The organism is Nocardia iowensis, from assembly GCF_019222765.1.
GTDB lineage: Bacteria > Actinomycetota > Actinomycetes > Mycobacteriales > Mycobacteriaceae > Nocardia > Nocardia iowensis.
Genome location: NZ_CP078145.1, coordinates 1,542,841 through 1,568,781, shown reverse-complemented (window position 1 = coordinate 1,568,781; position 25,941 = coordinate 1,542,841). Strand labels below are relative to the sequence as shown.

24 protein-coding genes are annotated in these 25,941 nt (G+C 66.7%); 8 read left to right on the top strand and 16 right to left on the bottom strand.

The genetic code is table 11. The features are described from left to right. Positions 1-38 precede the first annotated feature (38 nt). Positions 39-734 (top strand): class I SAM-dependent methyltransferase, encoded by a 696-nt coding sequence (locus KV110_RS07025; RefSeq protein WP_246634377.1) that lies wholly within the window; start codon positions 39-41, stop codon positions 732-734. On the opposite strand, the gene KV110_RS07020 is transcribed toward KV110_RS07025, so the two are convergent. The 8 genes from KV110_RS07020 to glgP form a co-directional block, all read right to left on the bottom strand. After that, the gene (locus KV110_RS07020; protein ID WP_218474448.1) at positions 735-1,502 is read right to left on the bottom strand and encodes an ESX secretion-associated protein EspG; all 768 of its coding nucleotides are present in this window, start codon (positions 1,500-1,502) and stop codon (positions 735-737) included. A 61-nt stretch (positions 1,503-1,563) separates the two neighbouring features. After that, entirely contained in the window at positions 1,564-2,880 is a 1,317-nt protein-coding gene (locus KV110_RS07015; protein ID WP_218474446.1) for a PPE domain-containing protein, read from the bottom strand. Continuing rightward, positions 2,880-3,281, bottom strand: coding sequence for a hypothetical protein (locus KV110_RS07010; RefSeq protein WP_218474444.1), 402 nt, complete (start codon positions 3,279-3,281; stop codon positions 2,880-2,882). The genes KV110_RS07015 and KV110_RS07010 overlap by 1 nt, the downstream gene beginning before the upstream one ends. 83 nt (positions 3,282-3,364) lie before the next feature. Next, positions 3,365-3,898 carry a DUF3558 domain-containing protein gene (locus KV110_RS07005; protein ID WP_246634376.1) on the bottom strand — a complete coding sequence of 178 codons (534 nt, stop codon included), beginning with the start codon at positions 3,896-3,898 and terminating at the stop codon, positions 3,365-3,367. A 163-nt stretch (positions 3,899-4,061) separates the two neighbouring features. Next, positions 4,062-4,541 (bottom strand): RidA family protein, encoded by a 480-nt coding sequence (locus tag KV110_RS07000; RefSeq protein ID WP_246634375.1) that lies wholly within the window; start codon positions 4,539-4,541, stop codon positions 4,062-4,064. Between the two features lie 423 nt (positions 4,542-4,964). Continuing rightward, complete coding sequence (locus KV110_RS06995; RefSeq protein WP_218474440.1) at positions 4,965-5,504, bottom strand: DoxX family protein; 540 nt, start codon at positions 5,502-5,504, stop codon at positions 4,965-4,967. Positions 5,505-5,652: 148 nt separating this feature from the next. Then, positions 5,653-7,014: an NCS2 family permease gene (locus KV110_RS06990; protein ID WP_281427744.1), complete on the bottom strand. Its 1,362-nt coding sequence runs from the start codon at positions 7,012-7,014 to the stop codon at positions 5,653-5,655. Between the two features lie 185 nt (positions 7,015-7,199). After that, positions 7,200-9,794 carry an alpha-glucan family phosphorylase gene (gene glgP, locus KV110_RS06985; protein ID WP_218474438.1) on the bottom strand — a complete coding sequence of 865 codons (2,595 nt, stop codon included), beginning with the start codon at positions 9,792-9,794 and terminating at the stop codon, positions 7,200-7,202. 298 nt (positions 9,795-10,092) lie between these two features. Here glgP and KV110_RS06980 point away from each other — a divergent pair, with 298 nt between their 5' ends. Then, entirely contained in the window at positions 10,093-10,599 is a 507-nt protein-coding gene (locus KV110_RS06980) for a nuclear transport factor 2 family protein (protein ID WP_343224168.1), read from the top strand. 64 nt (positions 10,600-10,663) lie between these two features. Here the strand turns inward: KV110_RS06980 and KV110_RS06975 are convergent, their stop codons facing one another. Continuing rightward, a complete protein-coding gene (locus KV110_RS06975) occupies positions 10,664-11,107 on the bottom strand; it encodes a VOC family protein (protein WP_218474436.1) in 444 nt (147 codons plus the stop codon). 79 nt (positions 11,108-11,186) lie between these two features. On the opposite strand from KV110_RS06975, the gene KV110_RS06970 reads away from it, so the two are divergent. The 4 genes from KV110_RS06970 to glgB all read left to right on the top strand — a co-directional run bounded on the left by KV110_RS06970 (position 11,187) and on the right by glgB (position 16,813). Next, positions 11,187-11,783, top strand: a complete 597-nt coding sequence (locus KV110_RS06970) for a TetR/AcrR family transcriptional regulator (protein ID WP_218474434.1) — start codon at positions 11,187-11,189, stop codon at positions 11,781-11,783. A 156-nt stretch (positions 11,784-11,939) separates the two neighbouring features. Then, on the top strand, positions 11,940-12,581 hold the full coding sequence (locus KV110_RS06965) for a LysE family translocator (protein WP_218474432.1): 642 nt from the start codon (positions 11,940-11,942) through the stop codon (positions 12,579-12,581). A 75-nt stretch (positions 12,582-12,656) separates the two neighbouring features. Then, complete coding sequence (locus tag KV110_RS06960) at positions 12,657-14,657, top strand: alpha-1,4-glucan--maltose-1-phosphate maltosyltransferase (protein WP_218474430.1); 2,001 nt, start codon at positions 12,657-12,659, stop codon at positions 14,655-14,657. Continuing rightward, positions 14,657-16,813 carry a 1,4-alpha-glucan branching protein GlgB gene (glgB, locus tag KV110_RS06955; protein WP_218478227.1) on the top strand — a complete coding sequence of 719 codons (2,157 nt, stop codon included), beginning with the start codon at positions 14,657-14,659 and terminating at the stop codon, positions 16,811-16,813. The genes KV110_RS06960 and glgB overlap by 1 nt, the downstream gene beginning before the upstream one ends. Positions 16,814-16,969: 156 nt before the next feature. On the opposite strand, the gene KV110_RS06950 is transcribed toward glgB, so the two are convergent. From KV110_RS06950 to KV110_RS06940, 3 genes are all read right to left on the bottom strand, one after another. Continuing rightward, positions 16,970-17,821: a tetratricopeptide repeat protein gene (locus KV110_RS06950; RefSeq protein ID WP_218474428.1), complete on the bottom strand. Its 852-nt coding sequence runs from the start codon at positions 17,819-17,821 to the stop codon at positions 16,970-16,972. A gap of 61 nt (positions 17,822-17,882) precedes the next feature. Next, positions 17,883-18,260, bottom strand: a complete 378-nt coding sequence (locus KV110_RS06945) for a DUF3817 domain-containing protein (protein WP_218478226.1) — start codon at positions 18,258-18,260, stop codon at positions 17,883-17,885. Between the two features lie 160 nt (positions 18,261-18,420). Next, positions 18,421-19,599 carry an acetyl-CoA C-acetyltransferase gene (locus KV110_RS06940; protein WP_218474426.1) on the bottom strand — a complete coding sequence of 393 codons (1,179 nt, stop codon included), beginning with the start codon at positions 19,597-19,599 and terminating at the stop codon, positions 18,421-18,423. Between the two features lie 94 nt (positions 19,600-19,693). Here KV110_RS06940 and mce point away from each other — a divergent pair, with 94 nt between their 5' ends. Then, positions 19,694-20,167, top strand: a complete 474-nt coding sequence (gene mce / locus KV110_RS06935) for a methylmalonyl-CoA epimerase (RefSeq protein WP_218474425.1) — start codon at positions 19,694-19,696, stop codon at positions 20,165-20,167. A gap of 86 nt (positions 20,168-20,253) precedes the next feature. After that, complete coding sequence (locus KV110_RS06930) at positions 20,254-21,255, top strand: coiled-coil domain-containing protein (RefSeq protein WP_218474423.1); 1,002 nt, start codon at positions 20,254-20,256, stop codon at positions 21,253-21,255. 220 nt (positions 21,256-21,475) lie between these two features. Here KV110_RS06930 and KV110_RS06925 read toward each other — a convergent pair whose 3' ends face one another. The 4 genes from KV110_RS06925 to KV110_RS06910 all read right to left on the bottom strand — a co-directional run bounded on the left by KV110_RS06925 (position 21,476) and on the right by KV110_RS06910 (position 25,902). Beyond that, complete coding sequence (locus KV110_RS06925) at positions 21,476-21,784, bottom strand: ATP/GTP-binding protein (RefSeq protein ID WP_218474422.1); 309 nt, start codon at positions 21,782-21,784, stop codon at positions 21,476-21,478. A gap of 80 nt (positions 21,785-21,864) precedes the next feature. Continuing rightward, positions 21,865-22,551, bottom strand: a complete 687-nt coding sequence (gene nucS, locus KV110_RS06920; RefSeq protein ID WP_218474420.1) for an endonuclease NucS — start codon at positions 22,549-22,551, stop codon at positions 21,865-21,867. Between the two features lie 68 nt (positions 22,552-22,619). Next, the gene (locus KV110_RS06915; RefSeq protein WP_218474419.1) at positions 22,620-23,336 is read right to left on the bottom strand and encodes a rhomboid-like protein; all 717 of its coding nucleotides are present in this window, start codon (positions 23,334-23,336) and stop codon (positions 22,620-22,622) included. Between the two features lie 310 nt (positions 23,337-23,646). Next, positions 23,647-25,902 (bottom strand): MMPL family transporter, encoded by a 2,256-nt coding sequence (locus KV110_RS06910; RefSeq protein WP_218474417.1) that lies wholly within the window; start codon positions 25,900-25,902, stop codon positions 23,647-23,649. Between the last annotated feature and the right edge of the window lie 39 nt (positions 25,903-25,941).

Genomic DNA, 25,941 nt, shown 5'->3' with positions numbered 1-25,941 from the left:
CCCGCTCGCGCCCGGTCCGCGCATGAGACCGTTTCCAGATGAAGCACCTTTCCGACAGTGATGTCCTAGGCGAATTTCTGGTCAGCGCAAGATCATTGGCCGAGTATCGCGCCATCTTCGCTCTCGCCGATGCCGACCTGCGGGGCCGGATTCTCGACTGCCCCGGCGGCGCAGCCAGTTTCACGGCCGAGGCGAGTGTCCTCGGCGCCCAAGTGACCGCCGCCGATCCGGTTTATGCCCGCGAGCCCGACCAGTTGAGAAGTCTCGCACTCACCGAGACCGATCGCGGAAGTAGTTGGGCCACAGCACATTCCGCGATGTATCGGTGGGACTGGTACGGCGGCCCCGGCGAGCACCGCGCAATGCGGCACGCCGCCGCCCAGCGATTCGGCGCGGACCTGATCGCGCACCCCGAACGGTACGTCGCCACCGAACTGCCGTCGCTCCCCTTCGCCGAAAACAGCTTCGACCTGGCACTCAGCTCGCACCTGCTGTTCACCTACGCCGATCGGTTGACCGCCGATTTCCATCTCGCGGCCCTGCTCGAGCTGGCCAGGGTCTGCGCGGGCGAGACCAGGGTCTACCCGCTGGTCGACCACCTAGGTCACCAGCTGGACGATTTGGTCAGCTACCTCCGAAAGGAACTCGAAGACAAAGGCATTCGGACCAGCCTCCGCGAAACCAGCTACGAATTCCACCATGGAGCGCACACCATGCTGGTCCTGCACCCCTGACTACCAGCTGGGTGCCGCCGAGCGGTAGGTGGTTTCGATGAGCGCGTGCAGCTGACGCTGGATCTCCCCCACCGGGCCAGGGGTCAGCGTGAACTCGTCGTCGCCGTGGTGGTGCAGCAGATAGCGGCCGTCGGCGGGCAGGTAGTCCATCCAATGGAAGCCGCGGCCGTCGGTGGTCGGCCTGCTGTCGATCGCGCCGCCGGCGAACACGCCGATTTCGCCGAGCCCGGAGCGCGGGCGACGGACGATGCGGTTGAGCTGCTCGGTGTGCGACAGGCGCGTCGGGTGCTTGGCGTATTCGACCCGGTCCAGATCCGACCGGCGGCCGCTGATCGCCGGATATCGGCCACCCACGCAATTCGGCAGGTTCGCGGCGATCTGCCCGGGCACCGCCTGCGGCGGGCATCGGGTCAGCAAGATGTCGCGGCCGTATTCCTGTGTGGGGCCGGGCAATTGGACCGCGATGGTCGCGGCGCGGGCGGTCATTCCCGCGTGCACGCGCACCACCTGGCCGAAGTCGCGCCCGAAGAAGCCGTGCACCTCGACGCGAACCTGTGGTTCCAGCAAGACCTTCAGGGCGTTGAACAAATCGGGACCGGCGAAACTCGACAACTGCTGCGCGGCATTGGTGCGCAAACGCTCGTAGTCCTCGTAGGCCTGCACGCCTTCGATGGTGTAGCGCAAGGGATACGGAAGACGGTCACGGCCGAGCGCTGCCAGTGCCAGCTCAAACATCAAACCGTTGAGGCGCCAACGGGATTCGGTCATGCGTTAGCCTCGCTAGCCCGCGCCGTCGTGCGCAAGGTGCACCGGGTCATGATCGGCTCGCTTACCCGCCGATGACGCCGCCGGGTGGCAGCGCGGGCGGTTGCGTGCCGAGCAACTCCGAACCGCGGTCGTAGATCAGGTAGTCCGGGGTCTTGTGCTCGCCGTCGTCGTCACCTTTGCCGCGGGCGCCGCCCGCACCCATGCCGGGGAAGCCCGCCGCACCCGGCCTGCCTGCCGCGGCGGCTCGGGCGGCGGTCGCGGCAGCAGCGGTGGGAGTGGGAGTGGCGGGTTTGGCGGGGACGCTTTTTCCCGGGCCGGGAGTGGAGCTCGGGGTGCCGGGGACGCCGGACGGTGTGCCCGGGCTTGTGGCCGACGGGGTGTTGGTGGGCGTCGACAGGTTGCGTGACTTGCTCGGATCGTCGGCGCTGGTCGTACCGGCCGGGGTGGTCGAGGCCGGAGTGGTGCTGGTCGGCTTATCCGACGTGGTGTTTGTATCCGTGCTCGCCGGTTGCGTCGACTGAGGGTTGTCGGGTTTGTTCTCCTCGCCCTGCGGGTTCTTGTCCGTGCCGTCGGGCGAACCCGTCGGGTTGGCGCTCGCCGGACTGCTCGGTTGATTCGAGCTCGGATTGCTCCCTGGGTCGCCCGAATTGTTCTTGTCCACGGGGCTGGTGGGTTCGGGGAGGATCGGGGTGATGCCATCGACTTCATTGATCCCAGGCCGGTAGTACTGGGTCATGACGAGCCGGGCCTCGCTCTCCGCTTCCTGCGCGCGGTGCGTAGGGCCCTTGATGATGTTCTGCCCGGGAAGCGCATCGATGATTTTGTCACCGATGGTGTAGTTGTCGGGTTTGCCGACAGAGCCTTTGGCTTGAGCCAAGTGCGCTTGCGTCAAATCCAAACCGTGCCCGACCATTTGGAACGAGGCGGCCAGTTTCGTGAACGTGGTCGAGAATTCACGGGTGGCATCGATCGCGCTCTTGCCCGACTTGCCATTCCAGTGCTCGGTGATGGATTGGTTTACGCCCGTGGAGAACTCGGCGACGGCAGTCCGCGCATCATCGGACAATCTGCGCCAGCCGTCCGCCTTGGTATTGATCTCGTCCGGCTTGACCCCTTGCAGCGCATCGTAAATCGCTTGATGGGACATGGTCTCGAACGGATCCTGCGCCTTGATCGCCCGGCCGTCGAACCGGTCGCTGCCGTACTCCGACAACAATCCCGACCACTCGTTGTTGACGTACCCGCGATCCTGATCCCACTTCGCCTTTTCATCGGCGGCCAACTGCTGATCGGTGCGCTTGTTCTTGTCGGCCTCGTGCGTGGAGCCGGTGATGTTTCCCGCGCCGATCGCTACGACCCACTCGTTGAACGAGACCATCACGAACCTCCCGCGTTCAGTGCGGCGAGCCTGTCGGCGGCGGACTGATCCGACTCCTTCAGTTTCCCGATGGCGAGCTCATAGGTTTCCTTCATGAGGATGACGACGTCGATGCTCTGCTTGAGCCGTTTGACGGCGGAATCGTCGCCATTGTTCGCCTTGAGAGCAAACTTGTTTCGCAGATCGCCCGCGGACGTGAGGCTGCCGAACCCAGACAGGTGCTCGAGCTCACCGGCCTTGTTCAGCATGTTCTGCAGCTTGGTACGCATCTGCTCGGCATGACGGGCCAAATCTTGGCCGATCTGCTCGTCCAGGCGAAACTCGCCGCCCTCCGCCTGCTTCTTCAGGGTCTGCCATCGCGTCAGCATGCCCTGCATATCGGCCTGCTCGGTCTCGGCCAATGTCCCTCCTGAATCCATCACGACCGGTACGGCGCCCAGTCGCATCTCTGCACCGCCGCTCGACGAAGCCCGACAGCCACCAGCTACTTAGGTAGGTGAGGTTCGAGTTCTTTCGCGTGCTGGATAGCGAGTTCACAACGATCACGCGTCATCGGTTCCCCGTACCGCCAGCCGACAGTCACTTCGAACATCCCCTGCGCCGCGGGCAGACTTACGTAGCAGCGCAACTTGTCTTCGTCGGCCTTGTCTTGATAGATCAACCCCGCCCGTGGCCCGACCTGAACGTCCCGAAATCCCGTGAGCTTGTCGTTCTTACGGGCTTCGTCCTGCGTGTAGACCGAAGATGAGACGGACACGAAGTACGGGCCGCCGACCGCGTTCCACTGACAGACCCGTGCACTCACTGGGCCGGTCGGCGCGTCGGTGACGACGTCCTTCGAGGCGGGGTCTATCCGCGCCGCACGAAGGGCCTGATCGGACAATTCCGTGCAGGGATTGAACTCGACCGTCCGCTCACCGTTGGTCGACTTCCCACTTGGCCCCTCCGTCTTCGGAGCCTCACCCCCCGACGAGCACCCCGCGACCAGCCCGGCCACCACCATCCCGGCCAGCACCATCCGTGCTGCACCCCTCGGCGACACAAAGGCGGTTCGCATATCTCTCCTGACTTCGGCCCAGACACCCCGACACAGGATAAGACGCACAAGATCTCCCCCTGGTTCCACACCAAACTAGATCCATCCAACGGACCGGTTCGAGCCAGGTAGCCGAAATCCGCGCTCAGCCGCGCACGGCGACCGCATCCACCTCGAACAACATCCCCGGCAACGCCAGTGCGGCAACCCCCGTCAGCGTCTGAACCGGCGGCCGCCCACCCCAGATCTCGCCGATCTTCTTACCGACAATCGCGAGCTTGTCGAGATCATGCCCGACGATGAAGGTCCGCAACTGCGCCACATCAGCAAAATCCACCCCCGCCGACCGCAGCGCAATCCCAAGATTCACGAACGCATTGTCGACCTGCACCCCGAAATCCGCACTGGTCGTATGCCCTTCGGCATCGGAGTCATACTGCCCCGCCACGATCACCAGCTCCCCACTGACCCGCGCCACATGGCTGTACCCGAACCCGGTCGGGTCGTGCAGCTCCGCAGGATTGCTGATCTCGACACCCATCATCGTCTCCTTGTTTCGACTTTTCCGCACAACAAGACGACGACGCAGCATCCCCGACTGTGACATGGCAGCGATCAGTGGCATGACTGCCATGCGGCTGCCTGGAATCAGTGCGCGCGCTGCCGAATTGGCAATCGCGACGTACGGTCGGACTACGATTCAACGCTTCATCGGGAGGGACGACATGAAAGCGAAATCTGCCGCCGCCGTGGTCGGGCTTGCGGCCATGATGATCTTCGGCCTCAGTGCGACAGCTCACGCGAATCAACCCGGGAATCAACCACCGGGTAGCAGGTTCGTAGGCACGTATCCCACCGAGAAGGACTGCTTTTTCGCGGCAGCCGAGGAGATCGGGCGGGACCCTGCGCATCGTAATTATTCTTGTGGGCTTACCCCGCACGTCAGGTGGGCCTTGTACGTCTGGTGACAGCGCCGCGGGTCCCGCCCCCGAATGGCGGCGAGACCCGCGGGACAACCTAGGTCACCTGCACGAGACCGGTTTCGCTCTTACAACGTCCACTTCAGGATCAGGGTGAGCACTGCCGCGACGATCGCGATGACCACCGCGCCCGCACCCCAGACGAAGCCATGGCGCTGCCACGGACGGCCGTGGTCCAGCGAGAACTTGCCCGGTCCGGTGAAGGCAATGGCCGCGCCGACAGCGGCGAACAGCAACGGCATCTCGTAGGAGTCCTTGCCGAACAGTCCCAGACTCCACAGGGCGTTGACGGCATTGATCATGGTGCCCAGCACGATGGCGCTCGCGAGCGGCGTCAGCAGGCCGAGCGCGAGAAGTAGACCGCCACCGAACTCGCACAGACCAGCCAGGGTGCCGAAGAATTTGCCGGGGTTGTAACCCATGCTGTCGAACCCAGCCGCGTTGGCGTCCAGGCCGGGACCGCTGAACCAGCCGAACAGCTTCTGGGCGCCGTGCACGGCGAGCAGTCCGCCGAAAACGACTCGGATGATCAGGAGGCCGATGTCGGCGGCGACGCCGTCCAGTTCGGTGTTTGTTGTAGCTCGTTCCAGTACGGATTTCGTGGTCATGCTGGTCCTCATCCCTGCAATTCGGTTTCCAATTGATGGCCCATAGCCTCGGCGATGAAGCGGACTGCGGTCCGATTATCACACGAGGCATCCCAACTTCCCAGGACCCGTTCTTATTCCTGCTATACGTTGTCGCCCTCGGGCGGGTTCACTCCGCGAGGAAGAAGAAGTACCCGAGGAAGACCACCAGCAGTGCCCACATTGCCGGGTGAACGTCCTTGATCCGGCCTTTGGCGACCATGACTACCGGGTAGAACAGCATTCCCATGGCCAGACCGTTAGCGATCGAGTAGGTCAGCGGCATCATCACGATGGTGATGAATGCGGGCACTGAGTATTCAAGCCGATTCCAGTCGATCTCGCCCAGTGCACGCGCCATCAACACGCCTACCACGATCAATGCGGGTGCGGTCACTTCCCCAGATCCAGCGACGACCGCGAAAATCGGGTAACAGAACATGGCGATGAGGAACCAGCCCGCGGTGGCGACGGCGGTCAACCCGGTGCGCCCGCCCGCGGACACGCCCGCGGTGGATTCGACGTAGGCGGTGGTGGTGGAGGTGCCGATGACGGCGCCCGCCATGGTGCCGACCGAATCGGCGGCCAGCGCGCTCGCGGCCCGAGGCAGTTTGCCGTCCTTGTCGAGCAGGTTGGCCTGGTTGGCGACGCCGATCAGGGTGCCGGAGGCATCGAAGAAGTCGACGAAGAGCATGGTGAGGACGACGACGGCCATCTGTCCGGTGAACGCGTCGGGCAGGTGGATGATCGCCTGACCGAACGTGTGCTCCAGCCCCTTCGGCGCCGCGACGACACCGTCGGGCAGTGCGACGAGTCCGCTGACGATGCCGACGAGCGCGGTGAGCACGATGCCGTACAGCACCGCGCCGTGCCAGCCGATGACGAGGAAGACCACGGTCACCACGAGCCCGAACAGCGCGAGCAGGGTGGTGCCCTTGGTGAAGTCGCCGAGCGTGACGAGGGTGGCGTCGCTGTTCACCACGATGCCCGCGTTCTTCAAGCCGAGGAACGCCACGAACAACCCGATGCCCGCGCCGACGGCCAGCTTCATCTGCATCGGAATCGCGTTGAGGATGCGTTCGCGCACCTTGGTGACCGCGAGTACGAAGAAGATGATCCCGGACAGCAAGGTGCCGGACAGGGCGACCTGCCACGGAATGCCCATGCCGAGCACGACGGAGTAGGCGAAGAACGCGTTGAGGCCCATGCCGGGCGCGAGCGCGATCGGGTACTTGGCCCACAGTCCCATGACGAGCGTGCCGAACACCGCGGCAACGGCGGTCGCGGTGAACACGGCCTGCATGGGGATGCCCTTGTCGCCGAGCGCCCCCTCGTCGCCGAGCACCGACGGGTTCACGGCGAGCACGTAGGACATGGCCAGGAACGTCACCGTGCCCGCCATCAGTTCGCGTTTCATGGTGGAACCAGTCGCGCTGATGCCGAAGAACGCGTCGATGCGACCTCGGGGCTCGGTCGGTACGGCGGTGGCCATGGGCGGTCTCCAGTCGGGGAATGGTACGGGCGTGCCCAGGCACGGTAGCCGACGATTCACTCGAGCGGAGAATTCGGCCACCGATAACCGCTCGGACCGTCGCAGGACCGAAAGCGCTGGTGCGACCACCTACTGGCCGCTGCGGGACGAAATACGTCGTCGAACCCGCGTATGGCCGGGGACCGTCAAGCGTTGGGTGCGGCGACCAACCCGAGCTCCGCGTCGCAGGCGAGCAATTCGTTGTGCGGGAGCACCCGCACGGTGTAGCCGACGGCACCGGACAACGGGACGGGGGTGTCCACGGTGAAAAGCTCGACGCCGGAATCGGACCCGGTGTGCGTCATCGGGACAGTGCTGACGTCGGAGAGGTCGTCGGACGGCGACACCCGGCCGAGTACCGCCTGCACGACGACATCGGACACCGGCAATCCGCCGAGGTCGATGCGCGCGGACAGCGACAACCGGGCCCCGATGATCGGCGTGTCCGGCAGGCCCGCGCTGTCCACCTGGATCACCTTCACCGACGGCCAGGCCGCCTCGACGCGGCGCCGGTAGTCGGCGATCGAGCGGGCAACGGCGAACTCGTCGGCGGTCGCCCGCTGATAGGCGTTGGCGGCGGGCGCGTAGTACTCGACGGCGTAGTCGCGGACCATCCGGGAGGCGAGCACCTGCGGACCGAGGGTCTGCAGGGTGTGGCGGACCATCTCGACCCAGCGCACCGGCATCCCTGACGTGTCGCGGTCGTAGAAGCGGGGCGCGACGGTGCGCTCGAACAGGTCGTAGAGCGCCGCGGCCTCGAGGTCGTCGCGGCGGTGTTCGTCGCGGACGCCGTCGGCGGTCGGGATGGCCCAGCCGTTCTCGCCGTCGAACATCTCGTCCCACCAGCCGTCCCGGATGGACAGGTTGAGACCGCCGTTGAGCGCGGACTTCATCCCGGAGGTGCCGCACGCCTCCAGCGGGCGCAGCGGGTTGTTCAGCCAGACATCGCAGCCCCAGTACAGGTACCGGGCCATCGACATGTCGTAGTCGGGCAGGAAGACGATGCGGTGGCGCAGTTCCGGATCGTCGGCGAAGCGGACCACCTGCTGGATGAGCGCCTTGCCGCCGTCGTCGGCGGGATGGCTCTTGCCCGCGACCACCAATTGCATCGGCCGCTCCGGGTCGAGCAGCCTGGCGCGCAACCGTTGCGGGTCGCGCAGCATCAGGGTGAGCCGCTTGTAGGTCGGCACCCGGCGGGCGAAACCGACGGTCAGCACGTCCGGGTCGAAAACGCTGTCCACCCAACCCAATTCGGCTTCGGCCGCACCACGATCCAGCCACGACGCGCGGACCCGGCGGCGCACCTCGGCAACCAGGATGGCGCGCAACGTGTTCCGGGTGGACCACAATTCGCCGAGGTCGACATCACGCAGCCGTTCCCAACCGCGCGCCTCCTCGACCAGCTCGGCGCCGATGTGCTTGCGTGCCTTGTCGAACCACTCGCGGGCAGCCCAGGTCGGGGCGTGCACGCCGTTGGTCACCGAGCCGATCGGCACCTCGGCCGCATCGAAGCCCGGCCAGAGCGCGGCGAACATCTCGCGGCTCACTTCGCCGTGCAGTTTCGATACACCGTTGGCGCGCTGGGCAAGTCGCAAACCCATGTGCGCCATGTTGAACACGGACGGGTCGGCCTCGCGCCCCAGTGCGACGATCCGGTCGACGGAAAGCCCAGGGAGCATGGCGGATTCGGATTCGCCGTGCGCGCCGCCGAAGTAGCGGCGCACCATCGGCATCGGGAACCGGTCGATACCGGCCGGAACGGGGGTGTGCGTGGTGAACACCGTGCCCGCCCGCACCGCCGCCAGTGCGGTGTCGAAATCATGTCCGGCAGAGACGAATTCGCGGATGCGCTCGACGCCGAGGAAACCGGCGTGGCCTTCGTTCATGTGGAAGACATCGGGGTCGGGCAGTCCGGCCGCGTTGGTGTAGGCGCGCACCGCGCGCACGCCGCCGATGCCCGCCAGGATCTCCTGCCGGATCCGGTGCTCTTGGTCGCCGCCGTAGAGGCGGTCGGTGACCGCGCGCAGCTCCGGATCGTTCTCGGCGATATCGGAATCCAGCAGCAGCAACGGAACCCGGCCCACCTGCGCGATCCACACCCGGGCGCGCAGCACGCGCTGGTCGGGCATCGCCACGTGGATGAGCACCGGCGCGGTCTCCGACTCCGGTCCACCGTTGTCGGAGGTGAGCAGCCGCAGCGGCAGCCCTTGCGGGTCCAGGTCCGGGTAATGCTCGGTCTGCCAACCGTCGGCGGACAGCGTCTGCCGGAAATAGCCGGAGCGGTACAGCAATCCGACACCGATCAGCGGCAACCCCAGATCGGAAGCGGCCTTCAGATGGTCACCCGCCAGAATCCCGAGCCCACCCGAATAGTTCGGCAGCACCTCGGTGACACCGAACTCCATGGAGAAGTAAGCGATCCCGCGCACGCCCTCTTCCCCGGCCCGGCGCTCGAACCAACTCGGCGCTGCCAGGTAGTCCCGTAAGTCCGCCGCCGCGGCATCGACCCGACGCACGTACTCCGGGTCCGCTGCCAGCTCATCCACCCGCGCCGCAGGCACCTCACCGAGCATCCGCACCGGATCGTGACCCATCTCCAGCCACCGCTGCGGGTCCATCTCGGCAAACAGATCCTGCGTCGGCGGATGCCAGGACCACCGCAGATTCGTAGCGAGCTCCCCGAGAGCCGCCAGCCGCTCGGGCAGATGGGCACGGACGGTGAATCGACGCAATGCCTTCACCAGCCGAACCCTACCGAACACCCGGGGAAGCAGCCGCCTCGGCGGTACGGCTCACACCTGTCGGCGCCACTCGACGCGGTCGTCACCCGGTACCGCGCACTCGATCGGACCGGTCGTGAGCTCGGTGACGCTCGGCTCTGCCGTAACGGGGTGACTTATCCCGCGGGCTGCGGTTGCGCCGACCATCAGTAATCGGCTGCCGGAAGTACCTATAGACGACAGATTCGGGCGCTGTCCTGCGGCAATAGCGTCGTTCTCGTCAGCAAGAACAAGCATCCAGTAAGACGAAGGACACATCATGAGTCGAATCAGCCGCCGTTCGCCGGGTCGGGCAATCGTCGTCGCGGCAGCCGCGATCGTGGCGCTGGGAATGGGTACCGCGTGTGCTACCGGAGAGCCGGGGCAAACGCCGCCCTCGGGTAGCTCACAGACCGCGGCGCCGGAGATCAGCATGGAGACGGTCGTTGCCAAGTATCTGGAGGCGTGGAATGCCACCGACCCCGCCGCGCGCAAGGCCGCCGTGGCCGCGATCTTCACCGAGCAGGCGACCTATGTCGACCCGCTGATGGCGGTGACCGGACACGCGGAGATCGACGCCGGAATCGCCGCTGCCCAGGCCAAGTTCCCCGGGTGGGTGTTCCGGCCCGCCGGGCCGATCGACGCACACCATAACCAGGTCCGCTTCACCTGGTCGCTCGGCCCCGAGGGTGCGGAAGCGCCGATCATCGGTTTCGATGTCGCTGTTGTCGAAAATGGCCGCATCGCAAAGGTTTACGGCTTCCTGGACAAGGTCCCCGCTGCCTGATCGGCATCGCTCATGACCGAAACCGCAATGCGGCCCCGGCTTTTCGCCGGGGTCGCGTTCGTGGTCACTGGCCGGTGAACTTCTCGGCGGTGTACTCAGGGCTGAACTTCTCGACGTACTCGCCCGTCGGCGGAACCTCGGTGATCATGTCGATCAGCACACCACTCGGGTCGGCGACAATGAAGTGCCGCTGACCGAATTCCTCTGTGCGCAGCGCCAACTCGGCCGCAAGCCCGCCGTTGACGACCAGCCGCTCCCACTCCGCATCCACATCGGCCACCTCGAAGTTCAGCAGCAGACCCTGGACCGGCTTGCGGTACGCCTCGGGCACGGTCGGGTGGGTGTAGTCGAGCAGCGCGAGCTCGTAGGCGACCTCACCCTGGCGGCGCAGGCTGATGTACCAGTCCGCCTCGAAGGTGATCTCGAAACCCAGCCACTTGGTGTAGAAGTCGCGCGATTCCGCGATCCGGGTGGTGCCGATCACCGGGTAGAAGCTGCTCAGTTTCATGTTCCCACCTTTCACATACCGTTGGTATGTGAGCTAAGCTAATTCACGTACCGACGGTATGTCAACAGTGAGGTGATCGATGCCGAGCAAGATCCGCACCGAGCAGCGCGCGGCGACCAGGCGCGCACTGCTACGCGAGAGCAGGCGCCTGTTCGCCGCGAAAGGCTATGGCGCGGTGGGCTTGTCGGAGATCGTCACGGCGGCCGGGGTGACCAAGGGGGCGCTGTACCACCAGTTCGACAGCAAGGCGGAACTGTTCGCGGCGGTGCTGGAGCAGGTGCAGATCGAGGTCGGCGAGCGGGTGGCCGCGGCCGCCGACGCGGTCGAGGATCGGTGGGAGCAACTGGTCGCCGGCTGCGAGGTCTTCCTGACGACCTGCACGGACCCGGACATCCAGCGGATCATGCTGATCGACGGGCCCGCGGTCCTCGGCTGGCACGAGTGGCGGGCGATGGATGCGGCCCAATCGGCCCGCCACCTCGGCGAGGCCCTGGCCGCGCTGATCGATGCGGGCGTGCTCGCCGAACAGCCGGTCGCCCCGCTGACGCACCTGCTGTCCGGCGCGATGAACGAGGCGGCGCTGTGGTTGGCCACCTCGACCGAGCCGGACGCGCTGGCCGACACCACGGCAGCGCTGCGCCGTCTGCTGGAAGCCTGCCGCAGCACCCCGGAGTGAAGCCGCAATCCCTTGGTTTCCCAGCATGCGGAACCGCCCACGGTTCGGCATGCGGGAAACGGCGTGCGGCTCCCCAGTGGTTGTGGCGCGGTCGAGATCGCGGCAATCTCCCAAATCCCCTGGCGGGCACGCTGATCGGCGTGGCAGCATCGGCTGATGCCGCACTGGGTTCAAGTCCTCCCCCAATTCCTGCTGGCCTGTTTGATCCTGGCCGCGCTGCCAGGCCCGGCGACCGCCCTGTTCCTGCAGCGCTCGGTGCGCGACGGCCGGGCGGCGGGTCTCGCGGCGGTCGCGGGGAACGAGATCGGCGTGCTCGGCTGGACGCTCGCGGGTGGCGCGGGACTGTCGGTACTGCTGGTTGCCAACGAGTTCATGAACACCGCGGTGCATATCGTCGGCGCCCTGGTGTTGATCTGGCTCGGCGTGCAGGCCTGGCGCGGCGCTCGCGGCGACGACGAATTCGGCGGCACCATGACCGCGCTGCTGCCCGCCGGACGGACCCCGGGCTCAGCGTTCCGCGCCTCCCTGATCTCGATCGCCGCGAACCCGAAGGCCGCGGTATTCGGCCTGACGATCCTGCCGCAGTTCCTGCCGTCCACCGGCCCGGTGCTGCCGACCGTGGTGATCCTGGCGCTGATCCAACTGGTGATCGACACCGCCTGGTGTGTCGGCATCGTGCTCGCCGCCGACCGCGCGGGCGACTGGCTGCGCCGCACCGGTATCCGGCAGCGGGTGGAACGCGCGCTCGGCGCGATCCTCGTCGCATTGGGTCTGGGCCTCGCGGCCGACGCCCGCTGACCGGACGCCGCGGCGATTCCCTCCGGCCGCGGCGCTGATCCCGTGCTTCCCGGCCGCTGACGGTAGGTTGGACCCGTGACCGGCCGCATCGCAATCGATGACACTGCCCCGTCCATCGCAGGCGGTCGGCCTGCCAAGGCCGTCGTCGGGGAGGTGTTCCCGGTGCGCACGGTGGTGTGGCGGGAAGGCCACGATGCCGTCGCCGCGACGCTGACCGTCCGCGGGCCGAACTCCTCGCGACCGATCCGCATCCGGATGTCGCCCGATCCCGAGCCGGACGTGTTCAACGCCACCTTCACGCCGAACCTGCCCGGCGCCTGGACCTACCGCATCGAGGGCTGGAGCGATCCGATCGCGACCTGGCGGTCCGCGGTGGAGGCGAAGCTCGCGGTCGGGCAGACCGCCCCCGATCTGGCCAACGACCTGGAGATCGGTGCCCGGTTGTTCGACCGGGCCGCGCAGGCCGTGCCGAAGAAGCAGTTCGAACGGTTGCGCGCCGCGGCCGCCGCACTGCGCAGTGACGAGCAACTGCCCGCACGGGTGGCCCCGGCCTTCGCCGAGGAGATCGCCGAGATCCTGCGGGCAACACCGTTGCGCGACATGGTGACCCGCGGCCCGCAGCACACCGTGCAGGTGGAACGCCAACGGGCACTGTACGGCTCGTGGTACGAGTTCTTCCCGCGCTCCACTGGGGGACGCGACGCGGCGGGCAAGCCGGTGCACGGGACCTTCGCCACCGCCGCGAAGGAATTGCCGCGCATCGCGGGCATGGGCTTCGACGTGGTCTATCTGCCGCCGATCCATCCGGTCGGTGAGGTGAATCGCAAGGGCCGCAACAACGCACTCGTCGCCGAGCCGGGCGATGTCGGATCGCCGTGGGCCATCGGCTCGAAGGACGGCGGGCACGACGCCGTGCATCCGCTGCTCGGCACCGAGTCCGACTTCGCCGAATTCGTCGACACCGCAGCACAACTCGGCCTGGAGGTAGCGCTGGACCTGGCCCTCCAGTGCGCTCCCGACCACCCCTGGGTGGCCGCCCATCCGGAGTGGTTCACCACCCTGCCCGACGGCACCATCGCCTTCGCCGAGAACCCGCCGAAGAAGTACCAGGACATCTACCCGGTCAACTTCGACAACGACCCCGATGGCCTCTACGCCGAGGTGCTGCGCGTGGTTCGGCATTGGATCGCGTTGGGCGTGAAGATCTTCCGGGTGGACAACCCGCACACCAAGCCCGCCGACTTCTGGGAGTGGCTGATCGGCACCGTGCGCCGCACCGATCCGGAGGTGATCTTCCTTTCCGAGGCGTTCACCCGCCCGGCCCGGCTGTATGGGCTCGCGCGCCGCGGCTTCAGCCAGTCGTACACGTATTTCACCTGGCGCATCGCGAAGTGGGAGCTGACCGAGTTCGGCAACGAGCTGGCCGCCAAGGCCGACGAAGCCAGGCCCAACCTGTTCGTCAACACCCCCGACATCCTGCACGAGAGCCTGCAGCACGGCGGACCCGGCATGTTCGCCATCCGCGCGGTACTCGCCGCGACCCTCGCGCCGAGCTGGGGCGTGTACTCCGGATTCGAGCTGTTCGAGCATCAGGCGGTGCGGCCGGGCAGCGAGGAATACCTGGATTCGGAGAAGTACGAGTTGCGCCCGCGCCCGTTCGCCGAGGCGCTGGCCCGCGGTGAATCGTTGGAGCCGTGGATCACCCGGCTCAACGAGATCCGCCGCGCGCACCCCGCGCTACAACAGTTGCGCTGCATCCACTTTCATCATGTCGACAATGATGCGCTGATCGCCTACTCGAAGATCGATCCGATCAGCGGCGACGCGGTGCTGGTGGTGGTGAACCTGAATCCGTTCGCCGCCGAGTGGGGCATGGTCTCGCTCGACCTGCCCGCCATCGGCCGCGAATGGCATGACCACCCGGTGGTCTACGACGAGGTCAGCGGCGAGGAATACCACTGGGCGCAAACGAATTATGTGCGGTTGGACCCGGCGCGGTCGGTCGCGCACATCCTCACCCTGCCCCCGGTCTCGCAGCAGGCGCGCACCGAACTCGCTTACCGGAGCACGCTGTGATGCGCCGCAGGGATCTGATGCTGCTTGCCGCGGGCACGCACGCCGATCCGCACACTGTGCTCGGCGCCCATCCCCATCCGGACGGCACGCAGGTCAGTGTGCTGCGTCCGCTCGCGGAATCGGTGGCGGCGCGGGTCGGTTCGGTGGATCATCCGCTGAAATCGTTGGGGCACGGCGTTTTCGCCGCGGTGCTGCCCTACCCCGACCTCATGGACTACCGCATCGTGACCACCTATCCCGGCGGTCAGACCATCCTCTCCGCCGACGGCTACCGCTTCCTGCCGACGGTCGGCGAGCTAGACCTACACCTGATCGGCGAGGGTCGCCACGAACGACTATGGGAAGTGCTCGGCGCGCACCCACGCCGCTACACCACCCTCGACGGCGAGGTGACCGGCACCTCGTTCGCGGTGTGGGCGCCGAATGCCCGCGGGGTCACCGTATTCGGCGACTTCGACGGATGGGCGGGCCATACCGCGCCGATGCGAGCGCTCGGGTCGTCCGGAGTGTGGGAGGTGTTCGTGCCCGGCGTCGGGCCGGGCACCAAGTACAAGTTCCGGGTGCACGGCGCCGACGGCCGCACGGTCGACCACGCCGACCCGATGGCGTTCGCGACCGAGCTGCCGCCCGCGACGGCGTCGGTCGTCACCGAGAGCAGCTATCGGTGGGACGACAAGGCGTGGCTCGATACCCGAGCGAAGACCGACCCGACCCAGGCGCCGATGAGCGTCTACGAAGTCCATCTCGGCTCCTGGCGGCCCGGTCTCGGTTATCGCGAATTGGCCGACCAGCTGGCCGATTACGTGCGGGCCACCGGATACACCCACATCGAACTGCTGCCCATCGCCGAGCATCCCTTCGGCGGTTCCTGGGGCTACCAGGTCACCTCGTATTACGCGCCAACCGCACGCTTCGGTTCCCCGGACGACTTCCGCGCGTTCGTCGATCGACTGCACCAGGCAGGCATCGGCGTGCTCCTCGACTGGGTGCCCGCGCACTTCCCGCGCGACGAATGGGCGCTTGCCCGCTTCGACGGCACCCCGCTCTACGAGCACGCCGACCCGCGCCGCGGCGAGCAACTCGACTGGGGCACCTACGTTTTCGACTTCGGGCGACACGAGGTGCGCAATTTCCTGGTGGCCAACGCGCGCTACTGGATCGAGGAGTTCCACATCGACGGCCTGCGCGTCGACGCGGTCGCGTCCATGCTGTACCTGGATTACTCACGCCCCGAAGGGGGTTGGGAGCCGAACGTGCACGGCGGCCGGGAGAACCTGGAGGCCGTCGACTTCCTACAGGACCTGAACAACACCGTGCACCGCCACCACCCCGGCGTGGTGACCATCGCCGAGGAGTCGACCAGTTGGCCCGGCGTCACCCGCGGCACCGACGTCGGCGGACTCGGCTTCACCATGAAATGGAACATGGGCTGGATGCACGACACGCTCGGCTTCCTGCAGCGCGACCCGATCCACCGGTCCTGGCACCACAACGAGATCACCTTCTCGGCGATGTACGCCTGGAGCGAGAACTTCGTGCTGCCGATCAGCCACGACGAGGTGGTGCACGGCAAGGGCACGCTGTGGACCAGGATGCCCGGCGACGACTTCGCCAAAGCCGGTGGCGTGCGGGCACTGCTGGCCTACATGTGGGGGCATCCCGGCAAGCAACTGCTGTTCATGGGCCAGGACTTCGGCCAGTTCCGCGAGTGGTCACACGACCGGGGACTGGACTGGCAGGAGCTGGACAACCCACTCCACCAAGGGATTACGGCGGTCGTGTGCGACCTCAACGCCGTCTACCGCGCCCATCCCGCGCTGTGGAGCCAGGACACCACCCCCGGCGGCTACTCGTGGATCGAGGCCAACGACCAGGCGAACAATGTGCTGGCGTTCCTGCGCTACGGGTCCGACGGATCCGTCGTCGCGTGCGTGTACAACTTCTCCGGTGCGGTGCACGGCGCGTACCGGGTCGGTCTGCCCTTCGCCGGACAGTGGACGGAAATCCTGAACACCGACGCCGCCGAGTACGGCGGCTCAGGCATCGGAAACCTCGGCGCTGTCAAGGCCACTGACGAACCGTGGCACGGTCGCCCCGCCTCCGCGACCATCGCGATGGCTCCCAACAGCGCCGTCTGGCTGGCCCCAGAACGCTGACCGCTCGCCCGCTCGCGCCGACCCGTCAAAAGGGGTGTGCACACCCTTCGTAGCAGCCACACACCCGGTGTACCGGGTGTGCGACTAATGGAAGGGGGGCACGCCGCGTCGCCCGGACGCACGGCTTCCGCCGGGCTGGGGTTGGGTCGCGGTGGCTCAGTACAGCGCGGCGGCGAGCTTGCGGCGGGCGGCGACCACGAACGGCTCCGCCTGGTCGAACAACTCGAAGAGTTCCAGCAGGCGGGTGCGAGCCCTGGTGCGGTCGTCGCCCGCCGTGCGCTTGACGACCCCGATGAGCCGGTCGAACGCGGCCTCTGGCTGCTGGTTGAGCATCTCCACGTCGGCGGCGTCGAGGGCGGCGTCCACATTGGCAGGGTCGGCGTCGGCGGTCGCCACCGCGGTCTCCGGAATCCCCTGCGCGCGAGCGAGGAAGCGCAGCTGGCGCAGCGCGCCCTTGGCCTCCTCGTTGCCCGGTTCCGCGGCGATGATCGCCTCGTAGGCGGCCTCGGCGCCGGCCAGGTCGCCTTGCTCCAGCGCCGCTTCCGCGGCGATGAAACGGGGATCTTCCTGGGCCTGCTGCGGTTCCTCGCCGCCGGGCAGCTTGCCGGCCACCGCGTCGACGACGGCGCTGAGCCACTGCCGCACCTGTGGTTCCGGCTGCGCGCCCTGGAAGTCGGCGAGCGGCTGGCCGCCCGCGACCGCCACGACGGTCGGAATGCCCTGCACGCCGAACGCCTGCGCGATCCGCATGTTGGTTTCGGCCTCGACGGTGGCCAGGTCCCAGACGCCGCCACTCTCCCCGACCAGACGCTCCAGCGTCCGGACCAGCTCCACGCTGCCCGGGCTGCGCTGCGAGTACAGCACGACGACCACCGGGACCTGCACCGAGCGGCGCAGCACCTTTGTCTCGAAGTTCGCTTCGTTCACCGCGTAATCGCCATTACCGGCCGCCGTGGATGCTCCGGCGGACGGCTGCTTCAACGCGGAAAGATCAACTGCCCCGGACATGGCGGCGACAGCGGCTGGCGAAGGACGGCGTGCGGCAGGTCGAGTCACGGTTTCCAGTTTGTCACGACGCGGCGGCGGCCGGGGCTCCGGAGTCGGCAGAATTCCCGTTGCTCAGTTCACCCAGCTTGCCCGACCGGACCGCCCAGATCTCGAACACCACGGTGCAGAACGGCGGGATGCTCGACAGCAGCGCGAGCACCGTGGTCTTCGCGTTCCAGGCCAGTTCACGCGCGGTCACGATGACGGCGATCACGAACAGCATGAAGATGATGCCGTGCGTCATGCCGAACACCTTGACCGGCCATAACACCGGCTCCGGGAGCCGCTTGAACACCATGCCGACGATCAGAAAAGCCCACGAGATCGCCTCGAGCACCGCGATGAAACGAAACCGCTTCGCGACGGTGCTCAGGTCGAAGATATTGCCCATGCGCACCATTGTGCCGGATGCACTACGACGCGTCGTAGTGGGACGGGTCACATCGCGATCTTGCCCGCTGGAACGACACAGCCCGGTGCACCAAACGACAGAGCCCGCGCACGAAACGACAAAGCCCCGCGAACGAAATTCGCGGGGCCGTCGAGGACTCGGGCGGGGACTAGACCCGGACGATCAGCGCATCACCCTGGCCGCCACCACCGCACAGGGCGGCAGCGCCGACGCCACCACCGCGGCGCTTCAGCTCGAACACCAGATGCAGCAGAATGCGCGCGCCGGACATGCCGAGCGGGTGGCCGACCGCGATCGCGCCGCCGTTGACGTTCACCTTCGCCGGATCAATGCCCAGCTTCCTGGTCGAGGCGACACCGACCGCGGCGAACGCCTCGTTGATCTCCACCAGATCCAGGTCGGCAGGCGAAATGCCTTCGCGCGCACAAGCCTTCGCGATGGCGTTGGCCGGCTGGTCCTGCAGCGTCGAGTCGGGACCCGCGACGACGCCCGCGGCGCCGATCTCGGCCAGCCAGCTCAGGCCGAGTTCCTCGGCCTTGGCCTTGCTCATCACCACCACCGCGGCGGCGCCGTCGGAGATCTGCGAAGCGGTGCCCGCGGTGATCGTGCCGTCCTTGCGGAACGCGGGGCGCAGCTTGGCCAGCGACTCGACGGTGGTGTCGGCGCGGATACCCTCGTCGGCGGCGACCAGCAGCGGGTCGCCCTTGCGCTGCGGCACCGACACCGGTACCACCTCGTCGTCGAAGATGCCGTTCTTCCACGCCTCGGCCGCACGCTGGTGCGAGGCCGCCGCGAAGGCGTCCTGGTCCGCGCGGCTGACCGGCTCGGTGTCGTTGCGCTGTTCGGTCAGCGCGCCCATCGGCTGGTCGGTGAAGATGTCGTGCAGGCCGTCGTAGGCCATGTGGTCACGCAGCGTGACATCGCCGTACTTGAAACCCTCGCGGCTCTTTTCGAGCAGATGCGGGGCCTGGCTCATCGACTCCTGGCCGCCCGCGACGACGATCTCGTACTCGCCCGCCCGGATCAGCTGATCGGCAAGGGCGATGGCGTTGATGCCGGACAGGCACACCTTGTTCACGGTCACCGAGGGCACGTCCATCGGAATGCCCGCGGCCGTGGCCGCCTGCCGCGCCGGCATCTGGCCCGCACCCGCGGTGAGCACCTGGCCCATGATCACGTAGTCGACCTGCTCGGGCGCGACGCCGCCGCGTTCCAGCGCCGCCTTGATGGCGAAGCCGCCGAGATCGGAACCGCTGAAGTCCTTCAGACCGCCGAGCAGCCGACCGACTGGGGTACGTGCACCTGAGACGATCACGGAAGTGGTCACGACTAGCCTCGCTATCTTGTTTCACAGGATTCGTACTCCACGGTAACCGCTGCGCCCCGGTTGCCGGTACGCAGGTACGGGCTACCTTCGAGGGGTGAGCAACGTCAGCGATTCGTCCGATTTCATCCCCGCCGACTACGTCGTCGCCATCGACCACGTCGGGGTCGCGGTGCCCGACCTCGAGGTCGCGGTCGCCTGGTACGCCGAGAATCTCGGCATGATCGAGACCCACCGCGAGGTCAACGAGGCCCAAGGCGTGCACGAGGCGATGCTTTCGCTGCCCGGCGCCCCCGATCGCGCGACTGCCCTGCAGTTGCTAGCCCCCCTCGACGACGAGTCCACCATCGCCAAGTTCATCAACCGTAACGGGCCGGGCCTGCAGCAACTGGCCTACCGTGTCACCGACATCGATGCGGTCTCCGCGCACCTGCGCGCGCGGGGCCTGCGTTTGCTGTACGAGGCGCCGAGGCCTGGAACAGCGGATTCCCGCATCAATTTCATCCATCCGAAGGATGCTGGCGGTGTGCTGATCGAGTTGGTCGAGCCGAACGCGAATGTTACGCACTAGTATCAAGATCGGGTGCGAAAAACTCTTCGGAATCACATTCGCGGTCGAGTCACCATCAGGTCTCTGTAGGCTGTAGTTTGTGTGCCATGTCGTCACCTGAGTCCGATCGCAATCGCTTCGTTGCACTGCCCTTCACCGTTGTGCGCAAGGGTTATGCGCAAGACGAGGTACGCAACTACTTCGACCGCTTCGACGCCGAACTAAGGGTCACCGCTACCGACCGGGATGCTGCTGCGGCACAAGCCCGTAACCTCGCGAGCCAGCTCGAGGACGCGCGTGACGAGATCGACGAGCTCCGCAAGGAGGTCGACCGTCTCTCGGTGCCGCCGACCACCGCGGAAGGCATGTCCGACCGCATCTCCCGGATGCTGCGGCTGGCCTCCGACGAGGCTTCCGAGGTCCGTGCCCTGGCACAGGCCGAGGCCGCGGAAATGGTGTCGATCGCGGAGCAGCAGGCCACCGAGATGCGTGGCAAGTACGAGTCGTTGCTGGCCGAAACCAAGGAAAAGCGCGAGGCGCTCGAGATCGAGTTCGAGCAGACCCTTGCCAACGCGCGCACCGAGTCCGCCAAGATCATCGAGGCCGCCCAGGCCGAGGCCGATCGTCTCGGCAAGGAAGCCGACGCCAAGCGCAAGGCGACCCAGCAGGACTTCGAGGTCACCATGGCCGAGCGGCGCACCAAGCTCACCCGCGCCATGGAAGAGCTGGAGGCCACCAGCCGCGCCGAGGCCGCCCAGCGGATCAAGGACGCGACCGACGAGGCCAACCGCCTCATCACCTCCGCGACCCAGACCTCCGAGCGCAAGATCGCGCACGCGAAGGAACTGGCCGAGGAGATGCGCGTGCTGCGCGGCCGCGTGCTCGCCCAGCTGCTCGGCATCCGCGGCCAGCTCGACTCGGTGCCCGCGATGCTCGCCGCGGTCAACCGGGAAAGCGAACTGCTGGACGGTGTTCCGGATCAGCGCAAGTCGATCGGCAACAACACCAAGCAGGTCTCCGGTTCCAGCCGCAAGGCCATCCCCGAGGTTTCCTCCGAAGAGGATGACATTGTCGACGAGGAGCGCGAGAACGCCGACATCAGCAACTAACGGCGGGCCACGCGGCGACTAACGCAGTACCCCAACCGAATTCAGCTCGAAGGCCGTCCCACACCGGGGCGGCCTTCCTAATTCCCGGGGTCGGCCACGTAAGCCTGCGCAGTAAAAAGATTTGCGACAAAACGCGCGTTTCGAAGAATTAACTTCTACGCCACGGACATTCGGAACAAATGCCACGTTCCGGACGAATCTCCTTGTCCGGCACAGTTCCTTATGACCAGCGCCGGGTGATGCCGCGGGTCTGGCGGCCGTTCCAGCAACCACGGTGCCAATGCCTGCGATCGTCCTCGCCGCCATAGGCGGGCCAGGCGACGATGTGCGCGACGCCGATCGCGATCTCGTGGTCGCACCCCGGGCAGCGGTAGATCTTCACCGCACGGGCGCCTGGGATGGTGCGAACGACGTAGGTCTCGTCGCCACCCGGCCCCGCCTCGGTCCGGCCGAAGACATCCCCCAGCGGTGCGCCGCCCGTCCGCGAGCGACCCACCTGACCGGCTGCGCGCGGTTTCCGACGGGGCATGCCGTCCAGACTATTACTCGATCGAAAGCGCGCCTCAGCCCGTGTGAACCCGACCGGTCAGCGGTGACCGCTGCCGAAGCTCAGAACAGCCGGAATTCGGTACTCTCGGTGCCGCGCAAGGCGTCGTAATCCAGTGTGAGACAGCGGATGCCGCGATCCTCGGCGAGCGTGCGGGCCTGCGGCTTGATCTGCTGGGCGGCGAAGACGCCCGCCACCGGCGCGAGCAGCGGATCGCGGTTCAGCAGCTCGAGGTAGCGGGTGAGTTGCTCGACACCGTCGATCTCGCCACGGCGCTTGATCTCGACCGCAACCGTGGCGCCGCCTGCGTCCCGGCACAACAGATCCACCGGGCCGATCGCGGTCATGTATTCGCGGCGGATCAGCGTGTAGCCGGGGCCGAGGGTCTGCACGTGTTCGGCGAGGAGAACCTGAAGATGCGCCTCCACACCGTCTTTCACCAAACCCGGGTCGACGCCGAGCTCGTGCGAGGAGTCGTGCTCGATGTCCTCGATGGTGATGCGCAGTTCCTCGCCGCCCTTGTTGGTGACGACCCAGAGCGCTTTCGCGCCGTCGGGAAGATCGGCGGCCCCACGCTCTTCCAGCCAGCACGGCGGGCTCATCCAGTTCAGCGGCTTGTACGAGCCACCATCGGAGTGCACGAGGACCGAGCCGTCGGCTTTGATCAACAGCAAGCGACGGGCCATCGGCAGATGGGCGGTGAGTCGCCCCACATAGTCGACCTGACAGCGAGCAATCACTAGGCGCACCCCAGCACTCTAGGTGAATGATCGACGGCCGTTGACGTCAGCCCGCCTCGACTCGCGGCCCTTGCCGCTCAGCCGAAGAGCACCGCGGCGGCCAGAATCACGCTGGTACCGAGCAACGCTCGCTCAACCTTGGTGAACCGTCGAGTGACCGGCGTCTTGGTCCGGATCATGCCGTAACCGACGGCCGAGCCGATGCAGAAGGCCAGCAGATGTCCGACATTGGTGAACGTCTGCCCGAGCAGCACGCCGGCGACCGCGGCCGCGAACCACACTGTGGCCCAGGCGATCCGCAGCCGGTGCGGCACGACGAAGACCAGCGCGCCGATCAACGCCATCGCGCCGTAACTGATACCGACATCCTCGCTCCAGCGCACGCTCGCGGGCAGCCAGTCGAACTCGACGGCCACCCAGAGCCCGACCGCGACGAGCAGCGTCGCGCCGATGTGCCCCGCCAGGAAGACGCGAACCATGTGCAGCGCGCCGAACCGCAGTTCCGCCAGTGCGAGCAGGCAGGCCAGCAGCGGCATGATCAACCACGCGGTGCCGACATCGCCGATCACCAGCGCACTCGACAGCAGCGTGACGACCCGCCCCTGAAGCAGATTGTGCAGATTGGTGCTGGCCTGCAGCACCACCTTCGACCGAGCCGAATCACTCAGCCCCGAAAAGATCGACGTGACAATGACCAGCGCGGCCAGGTAGCCGACGGTCGCGGGCACCCTCGGTCGCCACCAACGAGAACCGACGACCGCTGTCCGGTCGTCCGTGGTCGTAGCGACGGCCATGCACACCTCCATTGTCCTGCGATATCGCTCCATGATCGAGGCCTGTGCCGGGCTCGACCAGGGGTATTTCCTGTGAGATTGCTGCGAAACCGACCACCGGTGAACGACGAGCAGGCGTTACGGCGGTGCCCTACTGTGCCACAACATGGCGATCAGGGCCGGTTGAGACCACCCTACTGATTCGCGGCTCATGCCACGTCGCGCGTCCACGGTCAGCCAGCCGTTGCAGCCCGCCAACTCCAGGCAGCGGACAAAGCCGCCCGAGCACCGGCATGCCCGGTGGCACCCGCCACCGGGCCAACCGCTCACGTCAATTCTTCAAGGCGGGGACAGCGTCTGGTACTCGTTCGGGTCGATCGATCGGGCTGTGCTCTCGGGGCCCGCCGCGGCCACCGCCCGCCGAGCTGCGGAATGCGGGAAACCACCAGTTCCAGCGACCCATGATCTGCATCAGCGCGGGTACCAGGATGAGCCGGATCAGGGTGGCGTCGATGATCAGCGCGCAGGCGGTGGCGAACCCGAATTGCTGCAAACCGCTGATGTCGGAGATCAACAGGCTGCCGAACGCGACCGCGAGAATCGCGGCGGCCAGGGTGATGGGTCGAGCGGTACGCACCAAACCGGCCACTACCGAACCGCGGTTGTCCCCGGTGGCCTGGTATTCCTCCTGGATCCGGCGAACGAGGAACAACTCGTAGTCCGTGGAGAGACCGAACAGCAGAACGAACATGATCAACGGCACCTGCGGCCAGATCAGGCCCGGGTCGTACCCGCTCAGTGCGTCGTGGTCGCCATCGCCCTGGAAGATCAGGACGGTCAAGCCGAACGCCGCGCCGGTCGACAGCAGACTCATCAGAATCGCTTTCAGTGGTAGCAGCACACTGCGGAGAACGGCGACCAGCATCAGGAACATCAGCGCCAGCACAGCGCCGATGACCCACCACAGTTTCGTGGAGGTCTCGGTGAGCAGATCGGCGACGAGGGCGCTGGAACCGCCCACCAGCACCGGTGTGCCGGGTGGAACCGCTGAAGGCACAACCTCCCCGCGGATCCGCCGCACCACCTCGACCACCGCCGGCGAGTCGGTGGTATGCCGCGGAATGACGAGGATGGCGGTTAGGTCGACGCCGTTGCCCAGCGTGCTGGCCGCCGCCACGTCGGGATCCGCGCGCAGGGCGGTCAATAGCGGCACGGTGTCCGGTTCGCCGGAGTCAGCGGGGCGACTCAGGAGAATGAACACCGCGCTCGCCAAGCCGGGCACGTCAGGGTCCATCAACTGGTGGCCGATACGGTCCGGTGTCCCGTCCAGTGCACGGCGTTCCAGGTTGATACCCAGCGCCATGTCGGGCACGGGTGTCGCGGCCAACAGGAGGCCCGCGGTGACCGCGACGGCGTACGGCCAGGGGTGGCGCATCAGGTGCCCGGCCCAGCGGGCAAGCCACTCCGTACCTGTGGACGTGCTCTCGGTGCGAAGGACAGAACGAGATGTCCACCGTGGACGCCATTCCAGCCACCGCGTCAACGACACCAGCGCGGCCGGCAGCAGTGAGAGCGAAGCCGCCAACGCGACCGCGGTGACCGCCAGGACACCGACTGCGGCCTCCGCGAATACGTACCAACGCACCATGAACAGGCATACGACCGCCAGGATCAAGAGCAGTCCTGAGTACACCACCGTCCGTCCCGTGGTGGCACCCGCCGTCGCGATCGCCTGCTCTTGGTCGGCGCCGGCCGCCAATTCCTCCCGGTAGCGGTTGGTGACGAACAACGCGTAGTCGATCCCGATACCCAGCCCGACCGCGTTGACCCCGACCAGCAGCATGCCGTCCACCGGGAACACCTCGGTCAACAGGGCGAACAATCCAAGGGTGGTCACCACCGAAGCTCCAGCGATGCCCGCGGGCACCAGGGCGGCAACCGGAGCTCGCAAGCCCAACAACAGCACCGCGATCGCGACGGGCACCGCGATCAATTCGATACGCAGCAGATCCGCGATCTCGGCGCGCTGCATTTCCTGCCCGAATGCGGAGACGCCGACAAAATAGGTCCGCACAGTACCGTCGGACGCGGCTTGGGTTGCCTGGTCGACCGCCGCCTGCTGCGCCGGTACTCGATCTTGGCGCTCCCGGTCCGAGCCAGTAGTTCCAACCATCAGGTAGGCGGTGTGTTCATCATGGAACAGCGGGCGAAGTGGTTCCAGCGTTTCGGCCATCGCCGATACCGGTTTCGGATCACCGACCAGCGGAAACACTATCGATCCCGTGACGCCCGCCTGGTGTCCGAGAGCGCGAATGGCGGCACTGATCGAGGCGCGGAAAGCCGGATCCGTCGATCGGTGCTTGTCGGAATGCAATACCGCGATCATCGGTTCGTTGCCCAGGGACGGCAGGCCATCCTCGAGAACCGCTGCGGCCCGTTGTGATTCGGAGCCGGCGACCTCTACCGACGGCGAGACCAGCGAACCCAGCAGGTGGGGTAGCCCCAGCATGCCGACTGCGACCGCGATCAGCCAACCCGCGAAAACCCGACGCCGATATCGGGCCATCGTGACTGCCAGACGTGCCAAAGCATCCCTGCGCCCGATAGGCACACGCCACCCCTTCTC